The sequence below is a fragment of the Amycolatopsis sp. NPDC051758 genome, assembly GCF_044453095.1.
Classification (GTDB): Bacteria; Actinomycetota; Actinomycetes; order Mycobacteriales; family Pseudonocardiaceae; genus Amycolatopsis.
Genome location: NZ_JBITCJ010000004.1, coordinates 720,857 through 740,767, shown reverse-complemented (window position 1 = coordinate 740,767; position 19,911 = coordinate 720,857). Strand labels below are relative to the sequence as shown.

The following is a 19,911-nucleotide window of genomic DNA, read 5'->3' as shown; positions in this document are numbered from 1 at the left end:
CACGGGGAGTGGGCAAGTGACGATCGAATTCCGCGACGTGACCAAGCAGTATCCCGATGGGACGGTCGCCGTCGACAAGCTGAACCTGACGGTCGAGGACGGCACGATCACCGTGTTCGTCGGCCCGTCCGGCTGCGGCAAGACGACGTCGCTGCGGATGATCAACCGGATGATCGAGCCCACCTCCGGCCAGGTGCTGCTCGACGGCAAGGACGTCGCCGAGGGCGACCCGGCGCTGCTGCGCCGCGGCATCGGCTACGTCATCCAGCACGCCGGCCTCTTTCCACATAGGACGGTCCTGGACAACATCGCCACCGTGCCCCTGCTGTCCGGCTGGGACAAGGCGAAGGCGCGCAAGCGGGCGGCCGAGCTGCTCGAGACCATCGGCCTGCCGGTCGAGGTCGGCAAGCGGTACCCGGCGCAGCTCTCGGGCGGCCAGCAGCAGCGCGTCGGCGTCGCCCGCGCGCTCGCCGCGGACTCGCCGGTGCTGCTGATGGACGAGCCGTTCTCCGCGGTCGACCCGGTGGTGCGCGAAGGCCTGCAGGACGAGCTGCTGCGGCTGCAGTCGCAGCTGGGCAAGACCATCGTGTTCGTCACGCACGACATCGACGAGGCCGTCCGGCTCGGTGACAAGGTCGCGGTGCTGCGGGTCGGCGGTGTGCTCGCCCAGTACGGCACCCCCGCCGACGTGCTGCGCCACCCGGTGGACGACTTCGTCGCTTCGTTCGTCGGCCGCGACCGCGGTTACCGCGGTCTCTCGTTCCTCTCCGCCGACGGCGTCGAGATCAAGGACCTCGAGCTGGTCGAGATCGGCTCGACGGTGCCGGCGAGCGACACCTGGCGGCTCGTGGTCAACGCCGACAAGCAGCCGCGCGGGTGGCTGCCGCCGAATTCCACAGTGGACGGCCCGCTCGCCGAAGACGGACTCGTCGCGGGTGGCTCGCTCTGGATCCACGGCACCCCGATCCGCGGCGCGCTCGACGCCGCGCTGTCGTCGCCGGCCAGCCTCGGCGTGGTCGTCGACGAGGACCACCGCGTGCTCGGCGGGGTGGTCGCCCGGCAAGTGCTCGACGTGATCGAGGCGACCCCGCAGGCGTCATGAGCTTCTTCGACGAGCTCGGGCGGTACCTGGGCAGCGCGAACAACCGCGCCGGGATCCTGAGCGACCTGGGTGACCACGTTTACCTCGCGCTGCTGCCGCTGGTGCTGGGCATCGTGCTGGCGATCGCGGCCGGCTGGTTCGGGCACCGCTGGCAGCCCGCGCGGTCGGTGCTCATGGTGCTGGCCAACCTGCTCTACACGATTCCGTCGCTCGCGCTGTTCGTAGTCATCCCCGGCCTGATCGGGTCGAAGATCCTGGACAGCATCAACGTCGTCGTGGCGCTGACGATCTACACCACCGCGCTGCTGGTCCGCCCGGTGCTCGACGCGCTGGACGCGGTGCCGCCGTCGGTGATCGCCGCGGCCACCGCGGTCGGCTACAAGCCGGTGCGCAAGTTCTTCGCCGTCGAGCTCCCGCTGTCCGTGCCGGTGCTCGCGGCCGGCGTGCGGGTCGCGTCGGTGAGCAACATCAGCCTGGTCAGCGTGGGCGCGCTGATCGGCACCGGCGGCCTCGGTGTGCTGTTCACCGACGGCTTCCAGCGTGAGTACTTCTCGCCGATCGTCGCCGGCATCGTGCTGACACTGGTGCTGGCCCTGGTCGTCGACCTGATCCTGGTGGGGATCCGGAACCTGCTGACCCCCTGGGAACGCGCCGGGAACACGGGGGTGGCCGTCGCATGATCACCGACCTCTTCGACTGGTTCGGCGACCCGGCGCACTGGTCCGGCCCGGACGGCGTCCCGCAGCGGCTGCTGGAACACCTGGGCTACACCGCTTTGTCGCTGGTGATCGCCCTGGTCATCGCTGTCCCGTTGGGACTGTTCGTCGGCCACACGGGACGCGGTGGTGTCGCTTTGGTGAGTGCCGGCAACGCGATCCGCGCGCTGCCGACGCTGGGCCTCGTCACGTTCTTGTTCCTGCTCTTCACCGAAAGCGTCACCTCGACGATCATCGGGCTCGTCGTGCTGGCCGTGCCGCCGATCCTGGCCGGGACCTACGCCGGGCTGCAGGCGACCGACCACGGTGTGGTCGACGCCGCCCAGGGCATCGGGATGACCGGCTGGCAGCGGCTCTGGAAGGTCGAGGTGCCGATCTCGCTGCCGCTCGTGCTCGGCGGCATCCGCAACGCCGTGCTGCAGCTGGTGGCGACCGCCGCGGTGGCCGCGTACGTCGGACTCGGTGGCCTGGGTCGGTTCCTGCTCGATGGACTGGCCATTTTGGACTACGCGCAGGTGATCGCGGGCGCGCTGCTCACGACATTGCTGGCGATCGTCCTCGACGTCCTGTTCGCACTGCTGAACCGCGCGCTGGTCCCCAAGGGTGTCCGGCTCGCGACCGCGGCGGCGACCGGCAAGAAGGTGGCGGCATGAAGCGCCTGGCTGTTGTCCTCGCCGCCTTGGTCCTGGTGGCCGGCTGCGGAAACCCGCTGGCGGGCGGTGGTGAGGGCGGCTCGAACGGCGACATCATCATCGGCGCGTCCGACGTCGGGGAAAGCCTGCTGCTGGCACAGATCTACGCCGGCGCGCTGAAGAACGCGGGGGCGACGAACGTGACCGTGCGGCCGCCGGTCGGCAGCCGCGAGGTCGTGGTCAAGGCGCTGCAGGACAAGTCGCTGTCGGTGGTACCGGACTACAGCGGGAACCTGTTGCGGTACTTCGACAAGGACACGCAGGCGACCACGCCGCAGGACGTCTACACGCAGCTGCGGCAGAAGATCCCGGCCGGGTTCGAGGTGCTGGACCAGGCGCCGGCCGAGGACAAGGACCTGCTCGTCGTCGGGAAGCAGCTGGCGGATTCGGGGGTCAAGACGTTCTCCGACCTGGGGAAGCGGTGCGGCGAGCTGGTGTTCGGCGGGCCGGGCCAGTGGAGCAGCCGCTGGAAGGACAAGATCAAGACGCTCTACGGCTGCGAGTTCAAGGAGATCCGGACCACCGACACCGGCGGGCCGGTGACGGTGGCGGCGCTGAAGTCCGGTGACGTCCAGGTGGCGGACCTGTTCAGCACATCGTCGACGATCGCGGCGAACGGGTTCGTGCCGCTCACCGACGACAAGAACATGTTCCCGGCGCAGAACATCGTGCCGCTGGTGGCGAAGGGCACGTTGTCGGCGCAGGAAGCCGCGGCGCTGAACCGGGTGTCGGCGGCGCTGACCACCGACCAGCTCACCCAGCTGAACGTCGAGTTCACCGAGGAGAAGCGCAACCCGCTCGACATCGCCGAAGACTTCCTGGCCCGCAACAACCTCAAGTCCTAGGCGGTCTTCTCTGCCTCGCGGACGTCGTGAAGGTGGATGAGCAGGTCGTAGGACCGCGCGAGCGCGATGTCCGCCGGGTCGACGGGGAACGCCGTCCCGATGTCGTAGGTCGGGCGGGGGACGTCCAGCCACGCGCGCGCCGCGGCCGGGGCGGTCCGCATGTCGAGGTAGTAGTCCTGGTACCGGACCTGGTCGAGGGTGTGCTCGTTCGACCCGGGGCCCGCGGCGCCGACTGTGAACTTCTGCCAGGTGCCGGCTTCGTCCTGCGACAGGAACGAACCGCGGTCGAAGGTGAAGCCCGTGGCGACGTAGTTCGCGCCCAGCGTGTCGCGCAGGAACGAGCCCTGCGTCTTGGGGTACCGCCCGGGATCACCGGAGAGGTAACCGACGTGGCCGTTGTGGGCCGACAGCAGGACCTTGGCGCCGGTGTGGCGTTGCCACCAGACGACGTTCTGCGCCATGACCTCGTCGCGGAAGCGCTGGGAGTTCGCCACCGAGGCCGGGTCGGCGAGGTCGATCGTGAGGAACTTCGCGGTCTGGGCGATGGACCGGGCGTCCTGCGCCACCCAGTCGTCGCCGAGGCTTTGCACCAGCTCGAGAGCCTGCTGGGCCTGGGCCGCGAGCCGTTGCCGCTCCGCGAGCGGTTTGGCCACGTAGGCGAAGACGTCGTCGATCGGCCGCAGGCCGGTGTAGAGCTCGTTCAGCCGGGTCAGCGACTCTGGATGGGTCCGCTCGACGTAGCCGGTCACCCGGCCGAAGAACTCGTCGTCCAGCGTCGGGGCGCCGAGGTCGTCGCCGACGAAGTGGACGGGGCGGCCGGGGTGGTGGCAGTTGTAGTCGCGCATCCAGGTGATGAGGTGGACGAACTCCTCGCGGTCCCACGGCGAGCCGGCGAGCGTTTCCTTCGCGATCGTGCGCGCGTCACCGACGCCGGTCTGGAGGAACTCGTCGATCTTGAGCCCTGCCGACCAGCTCACTTCGAGGGCGAAGGTGGTGAAGCCCTTCTGCTCGACGAGGTAGCGGAAGAGTCGTTCCTTCATGGCGAAGAACTCGTGGGAGCCGTGCGTCGCCTCGCCGAGGCCGGCCACCGGGGCGTCGCCGATCATCGCGCCCAGCGCACGCAGGTCGGCGGTGTCCCGGCCGGGTTCGGTGGTGCGCAGCGGATGCGCCGCCTGCGTCAGCGCGCGGACGGGGTCCGGCTGGGCCGCTTCGGCGGTCACCGGGGCGAAGAGCGTGCCGGTCGCGATCGCCGCGACGGCAAGGGCGGCGGTGGTTTTCCGTTTCCTGGTCATGGAAGCGATCCTGGCCCGGCCGCGGGCTCCCCACCCTGGGGCCGGCCGCCGACTCGGTGGTAGCGCAGGCGCTACCACCGGCTTTCGGTCGCCAGGTTTCCTGCACCGCTACCGTGCGACCACGCCCCCTTGAACGCACATCGGCCCCCCTCGACCCGGCCTCAGCCGCGCAGGGCTGCCGCCACCCGGCCCGCGTCCTCGATGCCCCGCTCCGGCGGCTCCTCCGGCAGCGGCAGCAGCACCACCGACCCGCTCCCCGCGTCGTGAAGGGCGCGGACCGAAGCCACACACTGATCCAGGTCACCACAGATCGCCAAGCGTTCGACCCACTCCGGCCGCAGCCCCGCCGCCAGTTCGTCCACTGTGGACGCGGAGTCCACCAGCGCCAGCAGCTCGGAAGCGAACGGCAGGCCCTCCACCTGCACCCGCGCCCCCGGCGTCAACGACTCCGCCACCGTCAGACGGGCCCGCGCGGGATCGCCCAGAGCCAGCCAGTTGTACGTCACCAGCGCGTGGTGCGGCGGCGCACCCTCCGACGCACGCCCGACAGCGATGCCGGCCAACGCCGTCCGCACGAACTCCGGTGGGGACGGTTCCGCCAGGATCGTCCCGTCGGCGGAAGAGCCCGCCACCGCCAGGGACTTCGGGCGGCGGACGCCGGCCAGGACCGGGGGTGCGGACGCGGGCGGGAACACCAGCTCGACCTCGTCCAGGTCGACGTGCCGGCCGGTCACCGAGACGCGGTCGCCCGCCAGCAGGCGGCGGACCGCCACCAGCGTCTCCTCCAGTGCCGCCAGTGGTGACGCCGGGTAGGCCCCGATCTGCCGCATCCACGACGCCACCCCGTGCCCGAGCCCGCCGATCAGCCGGCCCGGATGCAGCTCGGCCAGCGCGGCGAGCTCCATCGCCGCGATCGCCGGGTTGCGGGCGACCGCCGGCAGCACGCCGATGCCGACCTTGATCGTCGACGTCACCGCGAGCGCCGTCGCCACCGTGGCGATGCCGGCCGCCCAGAAGCAGTCCTCGACCAGCCAGACCTCGTCGAGACCCGCGTCCTCGGCCTGCCGCGCCAGCTCGACCAGCCGGGCCGGCGGCTGCTCGCGGTTGATCCGGACACCGACCGACGACCGGGGGTTGTACATGCGGGGCTCCTGTTCAGATCCGGGAGAACGCCGGCGCGTACTCGAACGCGCCCGCCTGCGTAGGTTTGTACCCGGTCAGCGTCCGTGCCTGGAAGTGCTTGCCCCAGGCCGGGTCCGGCGCCGTGATCAAGAGTGTCGACGCTGTCACGAAGCCGAAGCGCGCGTAGTAGTCCGGCGAGCCGAGCAGGACGACCAGGCCGTACCCCAGCGCGTCCGCGGCGCCGAGCACCGCGTGCACCAGCGCCGAGCCGACCCCGGCAGCCTGGTGCGCGGGCAGCACGCCGAGCGGGCCGAGCCCGACGGCCGACGTCGTGTCGTCGCCGACGCGGGCGCGGCTGCAGCACACGTGCCCGGCGATCTCACCGTCGCGCACGGCCACCAGCGACAGCGCGTCGACCAGGTCGCCGTCGGCGCGCAGCTCGTCCACGAGCGGGGCTTCGACCGGCGTCACGCCGGGTTCGCGCCGGAAGGCCGCACTGTGCACCGAGTGGATCACGGCCTGGTCGGCGGGCGTTTCGCGGCGGATCAGCATGCCGTCACCTTGCCGCGAACCGGCCCCGGAAGGAAATCGTTTTCGCAGTCAGCCGCGAGGCAGACTTTGGTAGGGGACCGTTCGAGTGGTTCTCGAATCGGTCAAACCAGACGATCTACCGATCTGACCAGGTCGCGACCTACAGTTCCGCTCACGTTCCACATGAACGCGCTTCACGTCTCACCCCACTGGCGATCCGGCGGCACGAGCCGCCCGGTCGACCCTGCCCAGAAGGGACGAACACGTGCGCCTGGTGAACAGATTCGGTGTCCTGGCAGCCATCTCCGCGTTGACCGTGCTGAGCGGCAACGCCGTCGCGACCGCGAGTGAAGGCACGATCGTCGGCGCCGGGAGCGCCGACACGATCAAGGACAGCTACATCGTCGTGTTCAAGGACGGCACGGCGGTGGAGAGCGCGGCGAAGAACGTCACGAGCCGCCACGGCGGCACGGTCGCGAGAACGTTCACCGCCGCCCTGCGCGGCTTCACCGGCACGATGTCCGAGACGCAGGCGAAGCGCATCGCCGCCGACGCCGCGGTGTCCTATGTGGAGCAGAACAAGGTCGTGCGGGCGAGCGCCGACCAGCTGAACCCGCCGTCGTGGGGCCTGGACCGGGTCGACCAGCGGAACCTGCCGCTCGACCAGAAGTACAGCTACAGCACCACGGCGGCGAACGTGCACGCGTACGTGATCGACACCGGCATCAACCTCACGCACAGCACCTTCGGCGGCCGGGCGACGTCGGGGTACGACTTCGTCGACAACGACAGCAACGCCACCGACTGCCAGGGCCACGGCACGCACGTCGCCGGCACCATCGGCGGCTCGCAGTACGGCCTGGCCAAGGAGGTCAAGCTGGTCGGCGTCCGGGTGCTCAACTGCAGCGGCTCCGGCACCACGGCGGGTGTCATCTCCGGCGTCGACTGGGTGACGGCGAACGCGATCAAGCCGGCCGTCGCGAACATGAGCCTCGGCGGCGGCGCGTCGAGCACGCTGGACGCCGCCGTGCAGCGCTCGATCACCGCGGGCATCACCTACGGCCTGGCCGCGGGCAACGACAACGGCGCCAACGCCTGCAACGGCTCACCGGGCCGGGTCGCGGCGGGCATCACGGTCGGCGCGACGACGTCCACCGACGCCCGCGCCAGCTACTCCAACATCGGCTCCTGCGTCGACATCTTCGCGCCGGGCAGCAGCATCACCTCGTCGTGGATCGGCAGCACGAGCGCGACGAACACGATCAGCGGCACGTCGATGGCGACCCCGCACGTCGTCGGCGCGGCGGCGCTGTACCTGGCCGCCAACCCGAACGCGACACCGCAGCAGGTCCGCGACGCGCTCGTCACGAACGGCACCACCGGCAAGGTGACCAATCCCGGGACCGGCTCGCCGAACGTCCTGCTCTACACCGGCACCGGCACCACCCCGCCGCCGCCGACCTGCGGCACGGTCACCAACGGCACCGACGTCGCCATCCCCGACCGCGGCGCCGCGGTGACCAGCACGGTGAGCGTCTCGGGCTGCAGCCGCAACGCCTCGGCGACCACGGCCGTGGAGGTCCACATCGTCCACACCTACGTCGGTGACCTGGTGATCGACCTGGTCGCGCCGGACGGCTCGGCGTACCGCCTGAAGGGCTCCAACAACGACTCGAGCAACGACATCAACACGACCTACAGCACGAACGTTTCGGGTGAAGCCGCGAACGGCACCTGGACGCTGCGGGTCCAGGACGTCGCGTCGGCCGACACCGGGCGCATCGACACCTGGTCGTTGACCGTCTGAGTGGATTGCCGCAAACCGCCCGCCCCGGCACCGCGGATGGCCTAGTGTCCGATTCGTGCAGCAGGGACCGCAGTACCCGTACCAGCAGTATCAGCACCATCAGCAATATCCCGGCTACCCGCCGCCGAAACCCGGCGGCGGGAAGACGGCGCTGATCGTCGTGCTGGTCGTGGCCGGGGTCCTGGTGCTGGCCGGGGCGGGCGTCGGCGCGTTCTTCCTGCTGACGTCCGGGGACGACAAGCGGTCCACGGCCGCGCCGACCACCTCGGCGTCCCCGGCGGGCGAGCCGGACAAGTACACGTCGCTGCCGCGGTGCCCGGAGGTCGCCAGCCGGATGCAGGGCCTGCCGCCCCTGATGCGTGACGACCCGCCGAAGCCGGCCACCACGTCGGACGACGAGCTCACGATGACCCAGCTGAGCTGCTCCTGGATGAAGTCCGGGTCCTCGTCCGGGCAGGTGACGATGTACCTGTCGAAGTCGAACGTGCCCGGTTCGGGCGCGGGCACGAGGTACGCCGCGGCGGGTTACAACAACGCGGTGAAGGACGGCGCCAAGCCGATCACTGCGGGGATCGGGAAGGCGACGAAGGCCGCGGACACCGATCCGCACGGCAGCAGCAGCCTGCAGTGCGGGGTGCAGTTCTACCAGGGCAACGTCGACGTCATCGTGATCGTCCAGGCGGCCGACGAACAGGACCGGAACGTGGACCGCTGCCGCCGCAACGCGCACAAGCTGGCGGAATCGGCGTCGCAGTCACTTAGTTAAGTCAGTTAAGACGGCGAAGGCCCCGCACCACCGTGGTGCGGGGCCTTCGCCGTGTTTCAAGCGATCAGTCGAACGCCTTCGAGATCAGCGCCTTCTGCTCGACCTCGTGCACCTTCGACGAGCCGGCCGACGGCGCCGCCATCGGGCGGCGCGACACGACCTGCAGGCCCGAGAGCAGCTCCGGGAACTTCCGCGGCAGGTTGAGGCCGAAGAACGGCCACGCGCCCTGGTTCTCCGGCTCCTCCTGGACCCACGCAACCTCGGTCGCGTTCGTGTAGCGCTCCAGCGCCGCCGCGAGCTTCTTCTTCGGCAGCGGGTAGTACTGCTCGACCCGCACGATCGCGACGTCGTGCGCCTCGCGCTTGGTCCGCTCCGCGACCAGCTCCCAGTACAGCTTCCCGGAGGTCAGCAGCACCTTGCGGATGTTCGCCGGGTCCGGCGTGACGTCGTCGATGACCGACATGAACCGGCTCTGGCCGGTGAAGTCGCCGGTCGGCGACGTCGCGGCCTTGTTGCGCAGCATCGACTTCGGCGTGAAGACGACCAGCGGACGCTGGATGCCGTCGAGGGCGTGCCGGCGCAGCAGGTGGAAGTAGTTCGCCGGGGTGGACGGCACCGCCACCGTCATCGAGCCCTCCGCGCACAGCGAGAGGAACCGCTCGATGCGTCCCGACGTGTGGTCCGGGCCCTGGCCCTCGTGGCCGTGCGGCAGCAGCAGCACGACGTCCGAGCGCTGGCCCCACTTGGCCTCGCCCGAGGAGATGTACTCGTCGATGACGGTCTGCGCGCCGTTGACGAAGTCACCGAACTGCGCTTCCCACATGACCAGCGCCTCGGAGTTCGCCACCGAGTAGCCGTACTCGAAGCCGACGGCCGCGTACTCCGACAGCGCCGAGTCGTAGATCATCACGCGGCCCTGGCCGTCGGCCAGGTTCTGCAGCGGCGAGTACTCCTGGCCGGTCTTGCGGTCGATGAACACCGAGTGCCGCTGGGTGAACGTGCCGCGGCGCGAGTCCTGGCCGGACAGCCGGACCAGCCGGCCCTCCATCGCCAGCGACCCGAACGCGAGCAGCTCGCCGAACGCCCAGTCGATGTCGCCTTCGCGGGACATCTTGTGGCGGCGCTCCATGACCGGCTTGACGCGCGGGTGCGGGGTGAAGCCCTCGGGCACGTTCACGAACGCGTCGCCGATGTGCTCCAGCGCCTCGGTGGTGATCGCCGTCGCCACCTTGGCCGGCACCTGCTGCTCCTCCTCGACCGAGGGGCTCGCCTTCGCCGGGTGCTTCTCCAGCTCCCGGACCTCGTTGAAGACGTGCTCCAGCTGGCTCGAGAAGTCGCGCAGCGCGGCTTCGGCCTCTTCGACGGAGATGTCACCACGGCCGATCAGCGACTCGGTGTAGGTCTTCCGCACCGAACGCTTCGTGTCGATGATGTCGTACATCGCCGGCTGCGTCATCGAGGGGTCGTCACCCTCGTTGTGGCCGCGGCGGCGGTAGCAGATCAGGTCGATGACGACGTCCTTGTGGAACGCCTGCCGGTACTCGACGGCCAGCTTGGCCACCCAGTGCGCGGCTTCCGGGTCGTCGCCGTTCACGTGGAAGATCGGCGAGCCGATCATCTTCGCGACGTCGGTGGCGTACTGCGACGAACGCGAGTGCTCCGGCGCGGTCGTGAAGCCGACCTGGTTGTTGACGATCACGTGCACGGTGCCGCCGGTGCGGTACCCGCGCAGAAGCGACAGGTTCAGCGTCTCGGCGACGACACCCTGGCCCGCGAAGGCCGCGTCGCCGTGCATCAGGACCGGCAGCACGGTGTACCCCTCGCCGCCCTTGTCCAGGAGGTCCTGCTTCGCGCGGACGATGCCCTCGAGCACCGGGTCCACGGTCTCCAGGTGCGACGGGTTCGCCGTCAGGGAGACCTTCGTCTCGCCGTCGCCGAACATCCGGAAGTACTTGCCCTCGGCGCCCAGGTGGTACTTCACGTCACCGGAGCCGTGCGCCTGGCCCGGGTCGAGGTTGCCCTCGAACTCCTGGAAGATCTGCGAGATCGGCTTGCCGACGATGTTGGCCAGCACGTTCAGCCGGCCGCGGTGCGGCATGCCGATGACGACCTCGTCGAGCTCGTGCTCGGCGGCCTTGTCCAGCAGCGTGTCGAGCAGCGGGATCGCCGACTCGCCGCCCTCGAGCGAGAAGCGCTTCTGGCCGACGTACTTGGTCTGCAGGAACGTCTCGAACGCCTCGGCGGCGTTCAGCTTCGAGAGCACGTACTTCTGGACGGCGGGGTCCGGCTTCTCGTGCGGGATCTCGACGCGGTCCTGGATCCAGCGCCGCTCCTCGGGGTCGAGGATGTGCGTGTACTCGATGCCGACCGTGCGGCAGTACGAGTTGCGCAGCACGCCCAGGATGTCGCGCAGCTTCATCCGCTCCTGGCCGGCGAAGCCGCCGACCGGGAACTCGCGGTCGAGGTCCCACAGGGTGAGGCCGTGGCTCAGCACGTCGAGGTCGGCGTGGCTGCGCTGGCGGTAGTTCAGCGGGTCGGTGTCGGCCATCAGGTGGCCGCGCATCCGGAACGCGTCGATGAGCTCGATCACGCGGGCGGTCTTGTCGACCGGGCCTTCGGGGATGTCGGCGACCCAGCGGATCGGCTCGTACGGCAGGCGCAGGCTGGTGAAGACGTCGTCGTAGAAGCCGTCTTCGCCGAGCAGCAGCTGGTGGATGCGCTTGAGGAACTCGCCGGACTCCGCGCCCTGGATGATGCGGTGGTCATACGTCGAGGTCAGCGTCATGATCTTGCTGATGCCGAGGTCGACCAGCGTTTTCTCGCTGGTGCCCTCGAACGCCGCCGGGTACTGCATGGCGCCGACGCCGATGATCGCGCCCTGGCCGGCCTGCAGGCGGGGCACCGAGTGGTTGGTGCCGATGCCGCCCGGGTTGGTCAGCGAGATGGTGGTGCCGGCGAAGTCGTCCGCGGTGAGCTTGTTGTTGCGGGCCTTCTTGACGATGTCCTCGTAGGCCTGCCAGAACTGCAGGAAGGACATGTCTTCGCAGCCCTTGACCGAAGCCACGACGAGCGTGCGGGAGTTGTCCTTGCCCTTCATGTCGATCGCGAGCCCGAAGTTGACGTGCTCCGGCGTGATCGCGAACGGCTTCCCGTCGATCAGCTGGTAGTGCCGGTTCATGTTCGGGTAGTTCTTCAGCGCCCGCACCATGGCGTAGCCGATGAGGTGCGTGAAGGAGATCTTGCCGCCGCGGGTGCGCTTCAGGTGGTTGTTGATGACGATGCGGTTGTCCGCCATCAGCTTCGCCGGGACCGCGCGCACGCTGGTCGCGGTCGGGACGCTCAGCGAGGCGTCCATGTTCTTCGCGATGGCCGCCGCGGCGCCGCGCAGCTGCTTCGACTCCGGCTCTTCCTTGGCCTGCGGCTTGGCGTCGGCCTTGGGCTCGGCCTTCGCCGCCGGCTTCGCGGGCGCCGCCTTCGCGGGGGCCGCCTTGGCGGCCGGCGCCGGGGACGACTGCTTGGCCGCCGACTCCGCGTTCTGCTTCACCCTCGGCGACGGCTGGGCCGCCTGGCCGTTCGAGGCGGGCTTGACGTCGGCTTGCTGCTGCCGGGCGGTGTCCGCCTTGGCCTGAGCGTTCTGCGTCGGCTTGAAGTCCGCGAAGAAGTCGTGCCATGCGGCATCGACTGAGGAAGGGTCGGCGAGGAACTGGTCGTACATCTCTTCGACCAGCCACTCGTTGGGGCCGAACTGTGACGCAGGGCTGCTGCTGGACACGGCTTGGGCTCGCCTCTATCCGTCTCGATCTCGATCATGAATCCGCTGATGCGCCTACCAGGCTAACCCCCTCGCCGACGCCGTTGTGATGGAACCGGCCTGTGTGAGGCGTGGCGCACTAGGGGATCGGTCACTGACTCGATCAAGATGTGCTAAGGGAACCTTAAGCCCTGTACCCGGTACAGGGTTCTCAGGGGTTTCGGCCGGGGTTCGCGCCGGCGCCCGCGGGTGTTCACCGGCGCGGGTTCTCCTGGACGGATGTGGCTGGTCGAATGTCCTTCGTTCTGGGACCAGGGCCTGGTGCGGCCGCTGGTCACCGAGTCCGGCGCGGTCGTGCTGATGTGCGACTCGTGCGAAGCGGTCTGGCCGACACCGGCCGACTTCGAGTCGTTCGAGCACGTCGAGCCGGAGGAGCCGGACTGGCTGGTCGGGGCCGGGGTGCACGTTCGCCCGGGCACCGTCCGGTGGGCGGCGCGGCCCGACGTCGAGGCGGCCGGCCTGGGTTCGCTGAAGTGGCGGGCGCTGCCTTAAGCCGTCGCTTCGACGGCCTTCGCGAGGCTCGCCGACAGCGGGTACGGCGGTTCGTGGGGGACCAGCTTGACGGCCTTGTGCAGCTGGTCGGTGGCCAGCAGCCCGGAGATGTCCCGCAGCACCGGCGTGACGTCGGTGATGGCGGTGATCCACTCGTTCACGTAGTCGTCGACGACTTCGCCGGTCAGGCCGATCCGGATCGCCTCGAAGTTCAGGGCGGTGTGGTCGAGGTCTCGCTCCGCGTCCCACCGGACGAGCACCGGACCGCCGCCGGCCGACCGGGCGAGCGCCTCCTCGAAACCGTCCCGGGTGAGGTCGACGGCCAGGATGCGCTCCTGGCCGGGCTTGCTCCCGTACCCGCTGCCGTAGGCCGCCCAGCGGAAGGACGGCACGAGCCACGTCGTGCCGCTCAGCTCTGCGAACGTCTGCTTCTCGAGCGCGGCGTCGGCGACCGCGGGTGAGCAGGCCTGGTAGACCCGGACGGTCGTCCCGGTCTGCGCCGCGCGAACCTGCCGGTCGGGGACCCGCTTCTCTTCGAACATGCCTGCCATGCTCCCAGCAGGCCGTGACCACGGCCACGGACTTTCGCCTGGACCCTCCGGGCACGTCGTCAGCCGAGGGCCCAGAGGCGGGCGTAGAAGCCGTTCGCGGCCAGGAGCTCTTCGTGGGTTCCGGTCTCCACGATCCGGCCGTGGTCCAGGACCACGATCCGGTCCGCGCGGGACGCCGTCGCGAGGCGGTGGGCGACCACGAACGTCGTGCGGCGGCGGGCCAGGTGCTCGGTCGCGCGCAGGACCGCCGCTTCCGTCGACGGGTCCAGGGCCGCCGTCGCCTCGTCGAGCAGCAGGACGTCCGGGTCGACCAGCTCGGCCCGCGCCAGCGCGACCAGCTGGCGCTGCCCGGCCGACAGCGACCGCCCGCGTTCACCCACCGGCTGCAGGAACCCGGCCGAGAGGGCCGCGACACCGTCGAACGCGCCCACGGCCCGGACCGCGGCCTCGACCTCGGCGTCCGTCGCCGACGGGCGACCGTAGCGGACGTTGTCGGCCACCGTGCCCGAGAACAGGTGCGCCTCCTGCGGCACCACGCCCATCCGGCGCCGCAGCCCGGCCAGCTCGTACTCGCGGACGTCCGTGCCGTCGATCCGGACCTCGCCGCCGGTGGCGTCGTAGAAGCGCGCGACCAGCTTCACCGCGGTCGACTTCCCGGCGCCGGTCGCGCCGACCAGCGCGATCGTCTCGCCGGCCGCGACGTCCAGCGAGAACTCCGCCAGCGCCTTGCTCTCCGCGCCGGTGTAGGAGAACTCGACCTCCTTGAACGAAACCTCGCCGCGCAGCCGCTCCGGCACCGCCACGGCGTTCGCCGCCGCCGGCACCGACGTCGGCGTCCGCAGCAGGTCGCCGATCCGGTCCAGGCCGACCCGCGCCTGCTGGTAACCGTCGAACACCGACGACAGCTGCTGGATCGGCGAGAAGAACTGCTGCAGGTACAGCAGGAACCCGAGCAGCACGCCGGCCGACAGCGTGCCCGCCGACACGCGGCTCGCGCCCACCACCAGCACCGTCGTGGTCGCCAGGTCGGACAGCAGCGCCACCAGCGGGAAGTAGGTCGCCACGTACCGCTGCGCCCGCAGCCGCGAACGCCGGTAGTCGTCACTGCGCGAAGCGAACGCTTCCGCCGAGCGGTCTTCGCGGGTGAACGCCTGCGCGACCCGCAGGCCGCTCATGTTCTCCTGCATGTCCGCGTTGACGAGGCTGACCCGCTCGCGCGCCTCGTTGTACGCCTTCGACGCCGCCCGCCGGAAGATCACCGTCGCGACCGCCAGCACCGGCACCATCGCCAGCGCGAACAGCGCCAGCCCGGCGTCGGTGACCAGCAGCGCCGCCGTGATCCCGGCCAGCGTCAGCGCGCTGACCACCGCGGTGGCCAGCCCGGTCTGCAGGAACGTCGAGAGCGCGTCGACGTCCGTCGTCATCCGGGTCATGATCTTCCCGGACAGCTCCCGCTCGTAGTAGTCGAGCCCGAGCCGCTGCAGGTGCGCGTAGCTGCGGACGCGCAGCGCGTACAGCACCGTCTCGCCGACCCGGGACGTCAGGCGCGTCTGCGCGAACACCACCAGCCAGTCGGCCGCGATCACCGCCGCGCCGATGCCGGCGGCCAGCCAGATCATCCATTCGACGCCCGGCCGGACGCCGTGGTCGACGCCGAACTGGTACAGCGCCGGCAGCGCGATCGACGCCAGCGCGTCCGCCGCCACCAGCCCGATCACCACCGCCAGCGGCCGGCGGACCGGCCGCAGCAGCCGGGCCAGCCGGAACCCCGGGTCGGGCGCGGTGACGTCCACATCGGACATCCCGGGTTCGTCGGTGACGGGCGGGAGCTTGCGCACCCCTTCGATCAGCTCCGGCGTCGGCGGCACGTCGAGGCCCCCGCCGCCGCCCCCGCCGACGAACCCGCTGCTGTTCGGGTTGCCGCTGCGCCGGCTGGCCGCTTCGGCCAGCTCCTCGACCTCGTCGCGCTCGGCGCGCGGCCAGAGTGACGGCGTGACCCCGGCCGGGCCGCACTCGAGGCCCTCGCAGCGGTGTTTCTCCTCGACGTCGTCACCCGGGCCCGCGATCAGCTCGCGGAACAGCGGGCAGCGCGCCATCAGCTCGGCTTCGGTGCCGACGTCGACAACGCGGCCTTCGTCCAGCACCGCGATCCGGTCCGCCAGCGCGAGGGTGGAGCGCCGGTGTGCGATCAGCAGGGTCGTCCGGCTCGCGGTGACCGAGCGCAGGGTGTCGTGGATCGCCGCCTCGGTGACGGTGTCGATCGCCGACGTCGCGTCGTCGAGGAGCAGGATCCGCGGGTCGGTGATCAGGGCTCTGGCCAGCCCGAGCCGCTGCCGCTGCCCGCCCGAGAGCGTCAGCCCGCGTTCGCCGACCAGGGTGTCGTAGCCCTCCGGCAGCGCGCGGATGAACTCGTCCGCCTCCGCGGCCCTGGCCGCCGCGACGATCTCCTCGTCACTCGCGTCCGGGCGGCCGTAGGCGATGTTGTCCCGGATCGACGAGGAGAACAGGAACGCCTCCTCGAACACCACGCCGATCGCCTGCCGGAGCTGCCGCAGCGGCACGTCCCGGACGTCGAGGCCGCCGACCCGCACCGCACCGGCGTGGACGTCGTAGAACCGGGGCAGCAGCAACGAGATCGTCGATTTTCCGGAGCCGGCGGTGCCGACCAGCGCGAGGGTCTCGCCCGGGTTCGCGGTGACCGAAAGGCCGTCCAGCACCGGTTCGCTGCGGGTGTAGCCGAAGCGGACTCCGTCGAGCTCGACACCCAGCGGCCCGCTCGGCAGCGGACGCGCGTCGGGGGCGTCGACGACCTCGGGCTGCGCGTCGATGAGCTCGTACACGCGCTCGGCGCCGGCGCGGGTCAGCTGGGCCTGCACGACCAGGCCGGACAGCATCCGGGCCGGGCCGATCAGCGTCGCGAGGTAGGTCGCGAAGGCCAGGAAGGTGCCGAGGGTGATCGAGCCGTTCAGCGCGAGGACACCGCCGATGCCGAGCACCGCGACCTGGCCGGCGGCGGGCAGGGCCGCGGTGGTCGCCGTCGGCACCGCGGCCAGCTTTGCTGCGCGGAGCCGCTCGCCGAAGAGCTTGCGCGCCGTCCGCTCCAGCCGGCCGACCTCCCGCGACTCCTGGCCGAAGCCCTTCACCACGCGGACGCCGGTGACGGTCTCCTCGACCTGCTGCGCGACGTCCGCCGCGCGCTGCTGCGCCGACCACGTCGCCGGGAACAGGCGCTTGCGGCTGCGGGCGATGACGATGCCGACCGCGGGCGTGACGACCAGCGCGATCAGCGTCAGCACCGGCGACATCCACAACATCGCCGCGAACGACAGCAGCGCGAAGATCACCGAACCGAACGAAAGCGGGACCTGCATCAGGATCCCGGTCACCAGCTGCAGGTCGGAGATGGCCCGCGAGACGACCTGGCCGGTGCGCAGCGCGTCCTGCTTGCCGCCGTCGAGGCGCGAGACCGCGTTGAAGACACGCTGCCGCAGGTCGTGCTGGACGTCGAGGGCGAGCTTGCCGCCGAAGTACCGGCGCAGGAACGCCGTGGCGAACGCGACCAGCTGCAACGCCACCAGGAAGACGGCGATCCCGGGCAGCGCGCCGGTCTGCCCCGCGACCGCGTCGTCGACCGCGGTGCGCACCAGCAGCGGGCTCGCGGCCTGTACACCGACGCTGAAGACGGCGGCGACCAGCGACAGCACGACCGTGGCGCGGTGCTCCCAGGCCGCGGCGGACAGCCGGCGGACCCAGCCGACGGTTTCAGCGGGTGGGAGCTCTTGACGAGAGCGGGGAGGAGCGGTGGTCACGTTGTCACACTAAGCGCCGCCACCGACAAAATATTTCCCCGAAAGCCGCGAAGGCCGGGTTGAGAGACTTAACTAAGTCCCTCAACCCGGCCTTCGCGGAACACAAGAACTATGTGATGTCGCGCTTCTGGTTGCCCGCCCAGCCGAGGCCGAAGAACAGCATCGTCCACGCGAAGAAGATCAGCGCCGAAGCCCACCACGAGAACACACCCGGTGCGCCCGCGCCGAGCTGCAGGCCCAGCTGCGACCAGTGGTCGACACCGCCCGGCAGGTTCAACGTGTTGATCCCGAACGCGTCCGCCGCGATGCCGCCGACGATCCCGTTCGCCGTGCCGTTCGGCAGGATGCCGCCCAGCACGTCCGTGACGCCCCACATGGCGATCACCAGGACGTTCTCCACGATCAGGAACCACACCAGCAGGAGCACCACCGCCAGCGGCACGCTGCGCAGCACCGCGCCGAACCCGATGCCGAACAACGTCACCAGCACCGACGCGAGGATCGTCCCGCCGAGCGCGGCCAGCCACTGGCCGGTGCTGGGCCAGCGGCCCGAGTCGACGGACACCATCACCGCGACCGCCGAGACGCCGAAGCTCACCAGCCCGTAGATCGCGCCCCACGCGACGTAGGTGAGCATCTTCGCGGTCAGCGCCGAGATCCGGTTCGGGGCGGTGAGGAACGTCGTCGTGATCGTCTTGCTGCGGTACTCGCCGGCCAGCGCGAACACGCCGAACAGCGCCGGGACGAGCTGCGCGATGTTCACGCCGTGCGCGAACGCCAGCAGCCCGACCGGCAGCTTGCTCGCGTCCAGGCCGACCGCGCCCGCGACCTCACGGGCGTCGCTCGAGCCGATGAAGTCGGCGAAGTCGTTGGTGATCTTGCCCCAGACGAACGTCAGCCAGAACGCCACCAGCACCAGCGGGATGAGCAGCACCCACCACGTGTTCAGCGACAGCGTCTTGCGGAACTCCGCCTTGATCAGGTTGCCCATCACTGCTGCGGACCTCCCCAGTACTGCTGCTGCTGCTGCGGACCCGAGGGTGGGCCCTGCTGGTACTGCCCGCCGGTGGGCGGGTCCTGCTGGTACTGCTGCTGCTGCTGAGGACCGGACGGCGGCCCCTGGTACCCGGGCGGCGGGCCCTGGTACTGCGGCTGCTGCGGCGGGAAGCCCGGCCCGCCGGCGTATTGGCCCTGTGTCAGCTGGAAGAACATCCGCTCGAGGTCGGCGTGCTCCTCCTGCATCCCGTACACCGCGATCCCGGCCTTCGCGGCCAGGTCGCCGATCTGCTGGACGCTCGACCCGGCGACGGCGACCCGGCCGTCCGGCGTCGGCGAAACCTGCTGGATGCCGTTCTCCTGCAACGCCTTCACCAGCGCGGCCGCGTCCGCCGGCTGCACCAGCACCCGCGACTGCTGGCCCTTGCGCAGCTGGTCGAGCGAGCCGTAGTAGCGCGTGACACCCTGGCTGATGATCACGACCTGGTCGATCAGCTGCTCGACCTCGTTGAGCAGGTGGCTCGACACCAGCACCGTCCGCCGCTGCTCCCGCGCGTAGGACCGCAGGAAGTTGCGCAGCCACAGGATGCCCTCGGGGTCGAGGCCGTTCGTCGGCTCGTCCAGCACCAGCACCTGCGGGTCACCCAGCAGCGCCGTCGCCAGCGCCAGCCGCTGCCGCATGCCGAGCGAGAAGCCGCCGGCCTTCCGGTCCGCGGCGCTGCCCAGGCCCACCAGGCCGAGCACCTCGTCCGCGCGCTGGTCCGGCACGCCGATCGCCGCCGCGTACACCCGGAGGTGGTTGCGCGCGGTCCGGCTCGGGTGGAAGCCCTCGTTCTCCAGCACCGAGCCCACCACCCGCGCCGGGTTCCCGAGCTGCGAGTGCGGCCGCCCGTTGATCGTCGCCGTCCCCGCCGTCGGCGTCACCAACCCGAGCAGCATTCGCAACGTAGTCGTCTTCCCGGCGCCGTTCGGGCCCAGGAAGCCCGTCACCGAACCCGGTTCGACCGTGAAGCTGAGGTTCTGCACCGCGTTCACCGCGCCGAACTGCTTGCTCAGGTTCTGCACCACAATCCGGCCACTGCCGTCGTGCATACCGTCCCCTAACGTTCCCGCTGATGCGGCGTCATCCTGCCCTACCCGCGCCGCTCGCGCGCACGGAACGCCCGAACCGGCGAAGAGCGACTTTCGTCACGTTCTGCGATCGGCCGGCGCCGGCCTTCGCGCTGCCCTCAGTGCGCTGACCAGAGGATTCGGGGGTGTGCGCCAGCCTGGGGTCAGATCAACTCGGTAAAGAATTCGCTCGACTTGCCGACCCGGTGGCGCAAAGTCGGCCGAAGCCCTCTAAGCTAGGACTCGGCGGCCCGCTCCCAATGACCCCC

15 protein-coding genes are annotated in these 19,911 nt (G+C 70.4%); 7 read left to right on the top strand and 8 right to left on the bottom strand.

Annotated features, from left to right (window positions below; translation table 11 throughout):
* Positions 1 to 16: 16 nt before the first annotated feature.
* Genes ACIA5G_RS23005 through ACIA5G_RS22990 form a run of 4 tightly spaced genes read left to right on the top strand, consistent with a single transcriptional unit; the run spans position 17 to position 3,355 of the window.
* On the top strand, positions 17 to 1,102 hold the full coding sequence (locus tag ACIA5G_RS23005) for an ABC transporter ATP-binding protein (RefSeq protein ID WP_395926314.1): 1,086 nt from the start codon (positions 17 to 19) through the stop codon (positions 1,100 to 1,102).
* The gene (locus ACIA5G_RS23000; protein WP_395926312.1) at positions 1,099 to 1,782 is read left to right on the top strand and encodes an ABC transporter permease; all 684 of its coding nucleotides are present in this window, start codon (positions 1,099 to 1,101) and stop codon (positions 1,780 to 1,782) included. Before ACIA5G_RS23005 ends, ACIA5G_RS23000 begins: the two co-directional genes overlap by 4 nt.
* Positions 1,779 to 2,471 (top strand): ABC transporter permease, encoded by a 693-nt coding sequence (locus ACIA5G_RS22995; protein WP_395926310.1) that lies wholly within the window; start codon positions 1,779 to 1,781, stop codon positions 2,469 to 2,471. The genes ACIA5G_RS23000 and ACIA5G_RS22995 overlap by 4 nt, the downstream gene beginning before the upstream one ends.
* Positions 2,468 to 3,355 (top strand): ABC transporter substrate-binding protein, encoded by an 888-nt coding sequence (locus ACIA5G_RS22990; RefSeq protein WP_395926308.1) that lies wholly within the window; start codon positions 2,468 to 2,470, stop codon positions 3,353 to 3,355. The genes ACIA5G_RS22995 and ACIA5G_RS22990 overlap by 4 nt, the downstream gene beginning before the upstream one ends.
* On the opposite strand, the gene ACIA5G_RS22985 is transcribed toward ACIA5G_RS22990, so the two are convergent.
* The 3 genes from ACIA5G_RS22985 to ACIA5G_RS22975 form a co-directional block, all read right to left on the bottom strand.
* Positions 3,352 to 4,647: an erythromycin esterase family protein gene (locus ACIA5G_RS22985; protein WP_395926306.1), complete on the bottom strand. Its 1,296-nt coding sequence runs from the start codon at positions 4,645 to 4,647 to the stop codon at positions 3,352 to 3,354. The two genes, ACIA5G_RS22990 and ACIA5G_RS22985, sit on opposite strands and share 4 nt — an antisense overlap.
* A 161-nt stretch (positions 4,648 to 4,808) precedes the next feature.
* A complete protein-coding gene (locus ACIA5G_RS22980) occupies positions 4,809 to 5,789 on the bottom strand; it encodes an LLM class flavin-dependent oxidoreductase (protein ID WP_395926304.1) in 981 nt (326 codons plus the stop codon).
* Between the two features lie 13 nt (positions 5,790 to 5,802).
* Positions 5,803 to 6,321, bottom strand: a complete 519-nt coding sequence (locus ACIA5G_RS22975) for a GNAT family N-acetyltransferase (RefSeq protein ID WP_395926302.1) — start codon at positions 6,319 to 6,321, stop codon at positions 5,803 to 5,805.
* A gap of 253 nt (positions 6,322 to 6,574) precedes the next feature.
* Between ACIA5G_RS22975 and ACIA5G_RS22970 the strand changes: the two genes are divergently transcribed.
* Together ACIA5G_RS22970 and ACIA5G_RS22965 are read left to right on the top strand one after the other, a co-directional pair.
* Positions 6,575 to 8,107 (top strand): S8 family peptidase, encoded by a 1,533-nt coding sequence (locus tag ACIA5G_RS22970; RefSeq protein ID WP_395926300.1) that lies wholly within the window; start codon positions 6,575 to 6,577, stop codon positions 8,105 to 8,107.
* A 55-nt stretch (positions 8,108 to 8,162) separates the two neighbouring features.
* Positions 8,163 to 8,873: a hypothetical protein gene (locus ACIA5G_RS22965; protein WP_395926298.1), complete on the top strand. Its 711-nt coding sequence runs from the start codon at positions 8,163 to 8,165 to the stop codon at positions 8,871 to 8,873.
* A 64-nt stretch (positions 8,874 to 8,937) separates the two neighbouring features.
* Here ACIA5G_RS22965 and ACIA5G_RS22960 read toward each other — a convergent pair whose 3' ends face one another.
* Complete coding sequence (locus ACIA5G_RS22960) at positions 8,938 to 12,645, bottom strand: multifunctional oxoglutarate decarboxylase/oxoglutarate dehydrogenase thiamine pyrophosphate-binding subunit/dihydrolipoyllysine-residue succinyltransferase subunit (RefSeq protein WP_395926296.1); 3,708 nt, start codon at positions 12,643 to 12,645, stop codon at positions 8,938 to 8,940.
* 258 nt (positions 12,646 to 12,903) lie between these two features.
* Here ACIA5G_RS22960 and ACIA5G_RS22955 point away from each other — a divergent pair, with 258 nt between their 5' ends.
* Positions 12,904 to 13,176, top strand: a complete 273-nt coding sequence (locus ACIA5G_RS22955; protein WP_395926293.1) for a hypothetical protein — start codon at positions 12,904 to 12,906, stop codon at positions 13,174 to 13,176.
* Here the strand turns inward: ACIA5G_RS22955 and ACIA5G_RS22950 are convergent.
* The 4 genes from ACIA5G_RS22950 to ACIA5G_RS22935 form a co-directional block, all read right to left on the bottom strand.
* Complete coding sequence (locus ACIA5G_RS22950) at positions 13,173 to 13,718, bottom strand: DUF4291 family protein (RefSeq protein WP_395926291.1); 546 nt, start codon at positions 13,716 to 13,718, stop codon at positions 13,173 to 13,175. The two genes, ACIA5G_RS22955 and ACIA5G_RS22950, sit on opposite strands and share 4 nt — an antisense overlap.
* A gap of 68 nt (positions 13,719 to 13,786) precedes the next feature.
* On the bottom strand, positions 13,787 to 17,536 hold the full coding sequence (locus tag ACIA5G_RS22945) for an ABC transporter ATP-binding protein (RefSeq protein ID WP_395926289.1): 3,750 nt from the start codon (positions 17,534 to 17,536) through the stop codon (positions 13,787 to 13,789).
* Positions 17,537 to 17,645: 109 nt separating this feature from the next.
* Complete coding sequence (locus tag ACIA5G_RS22940; RefSeq protein WP_395926287.1) at positions 17,646 to 18,527, bottom strand: ABC transporter permease subunit; 882 nt, start codon at positions 18,525 to 18,527, stop codon at positions 17,646 to 17,648.
* A complete protein-coding gene (locus ACIA5G_RS22935; protein WP_395926285.1) occupies positions 18,527 to 19,624 on the bottom strand; it encodes an ABC transporter ATP-binding protein in 1,098 nt (365 codons plus the stop codon). Before ACIA5G_RS22935 ends, ACIA5G_RS22940 begins: the two co-directional genes overlap by 1 nt.
* Positions 19,625 to 19,911 lie beyond the last annotated feature (287 nt).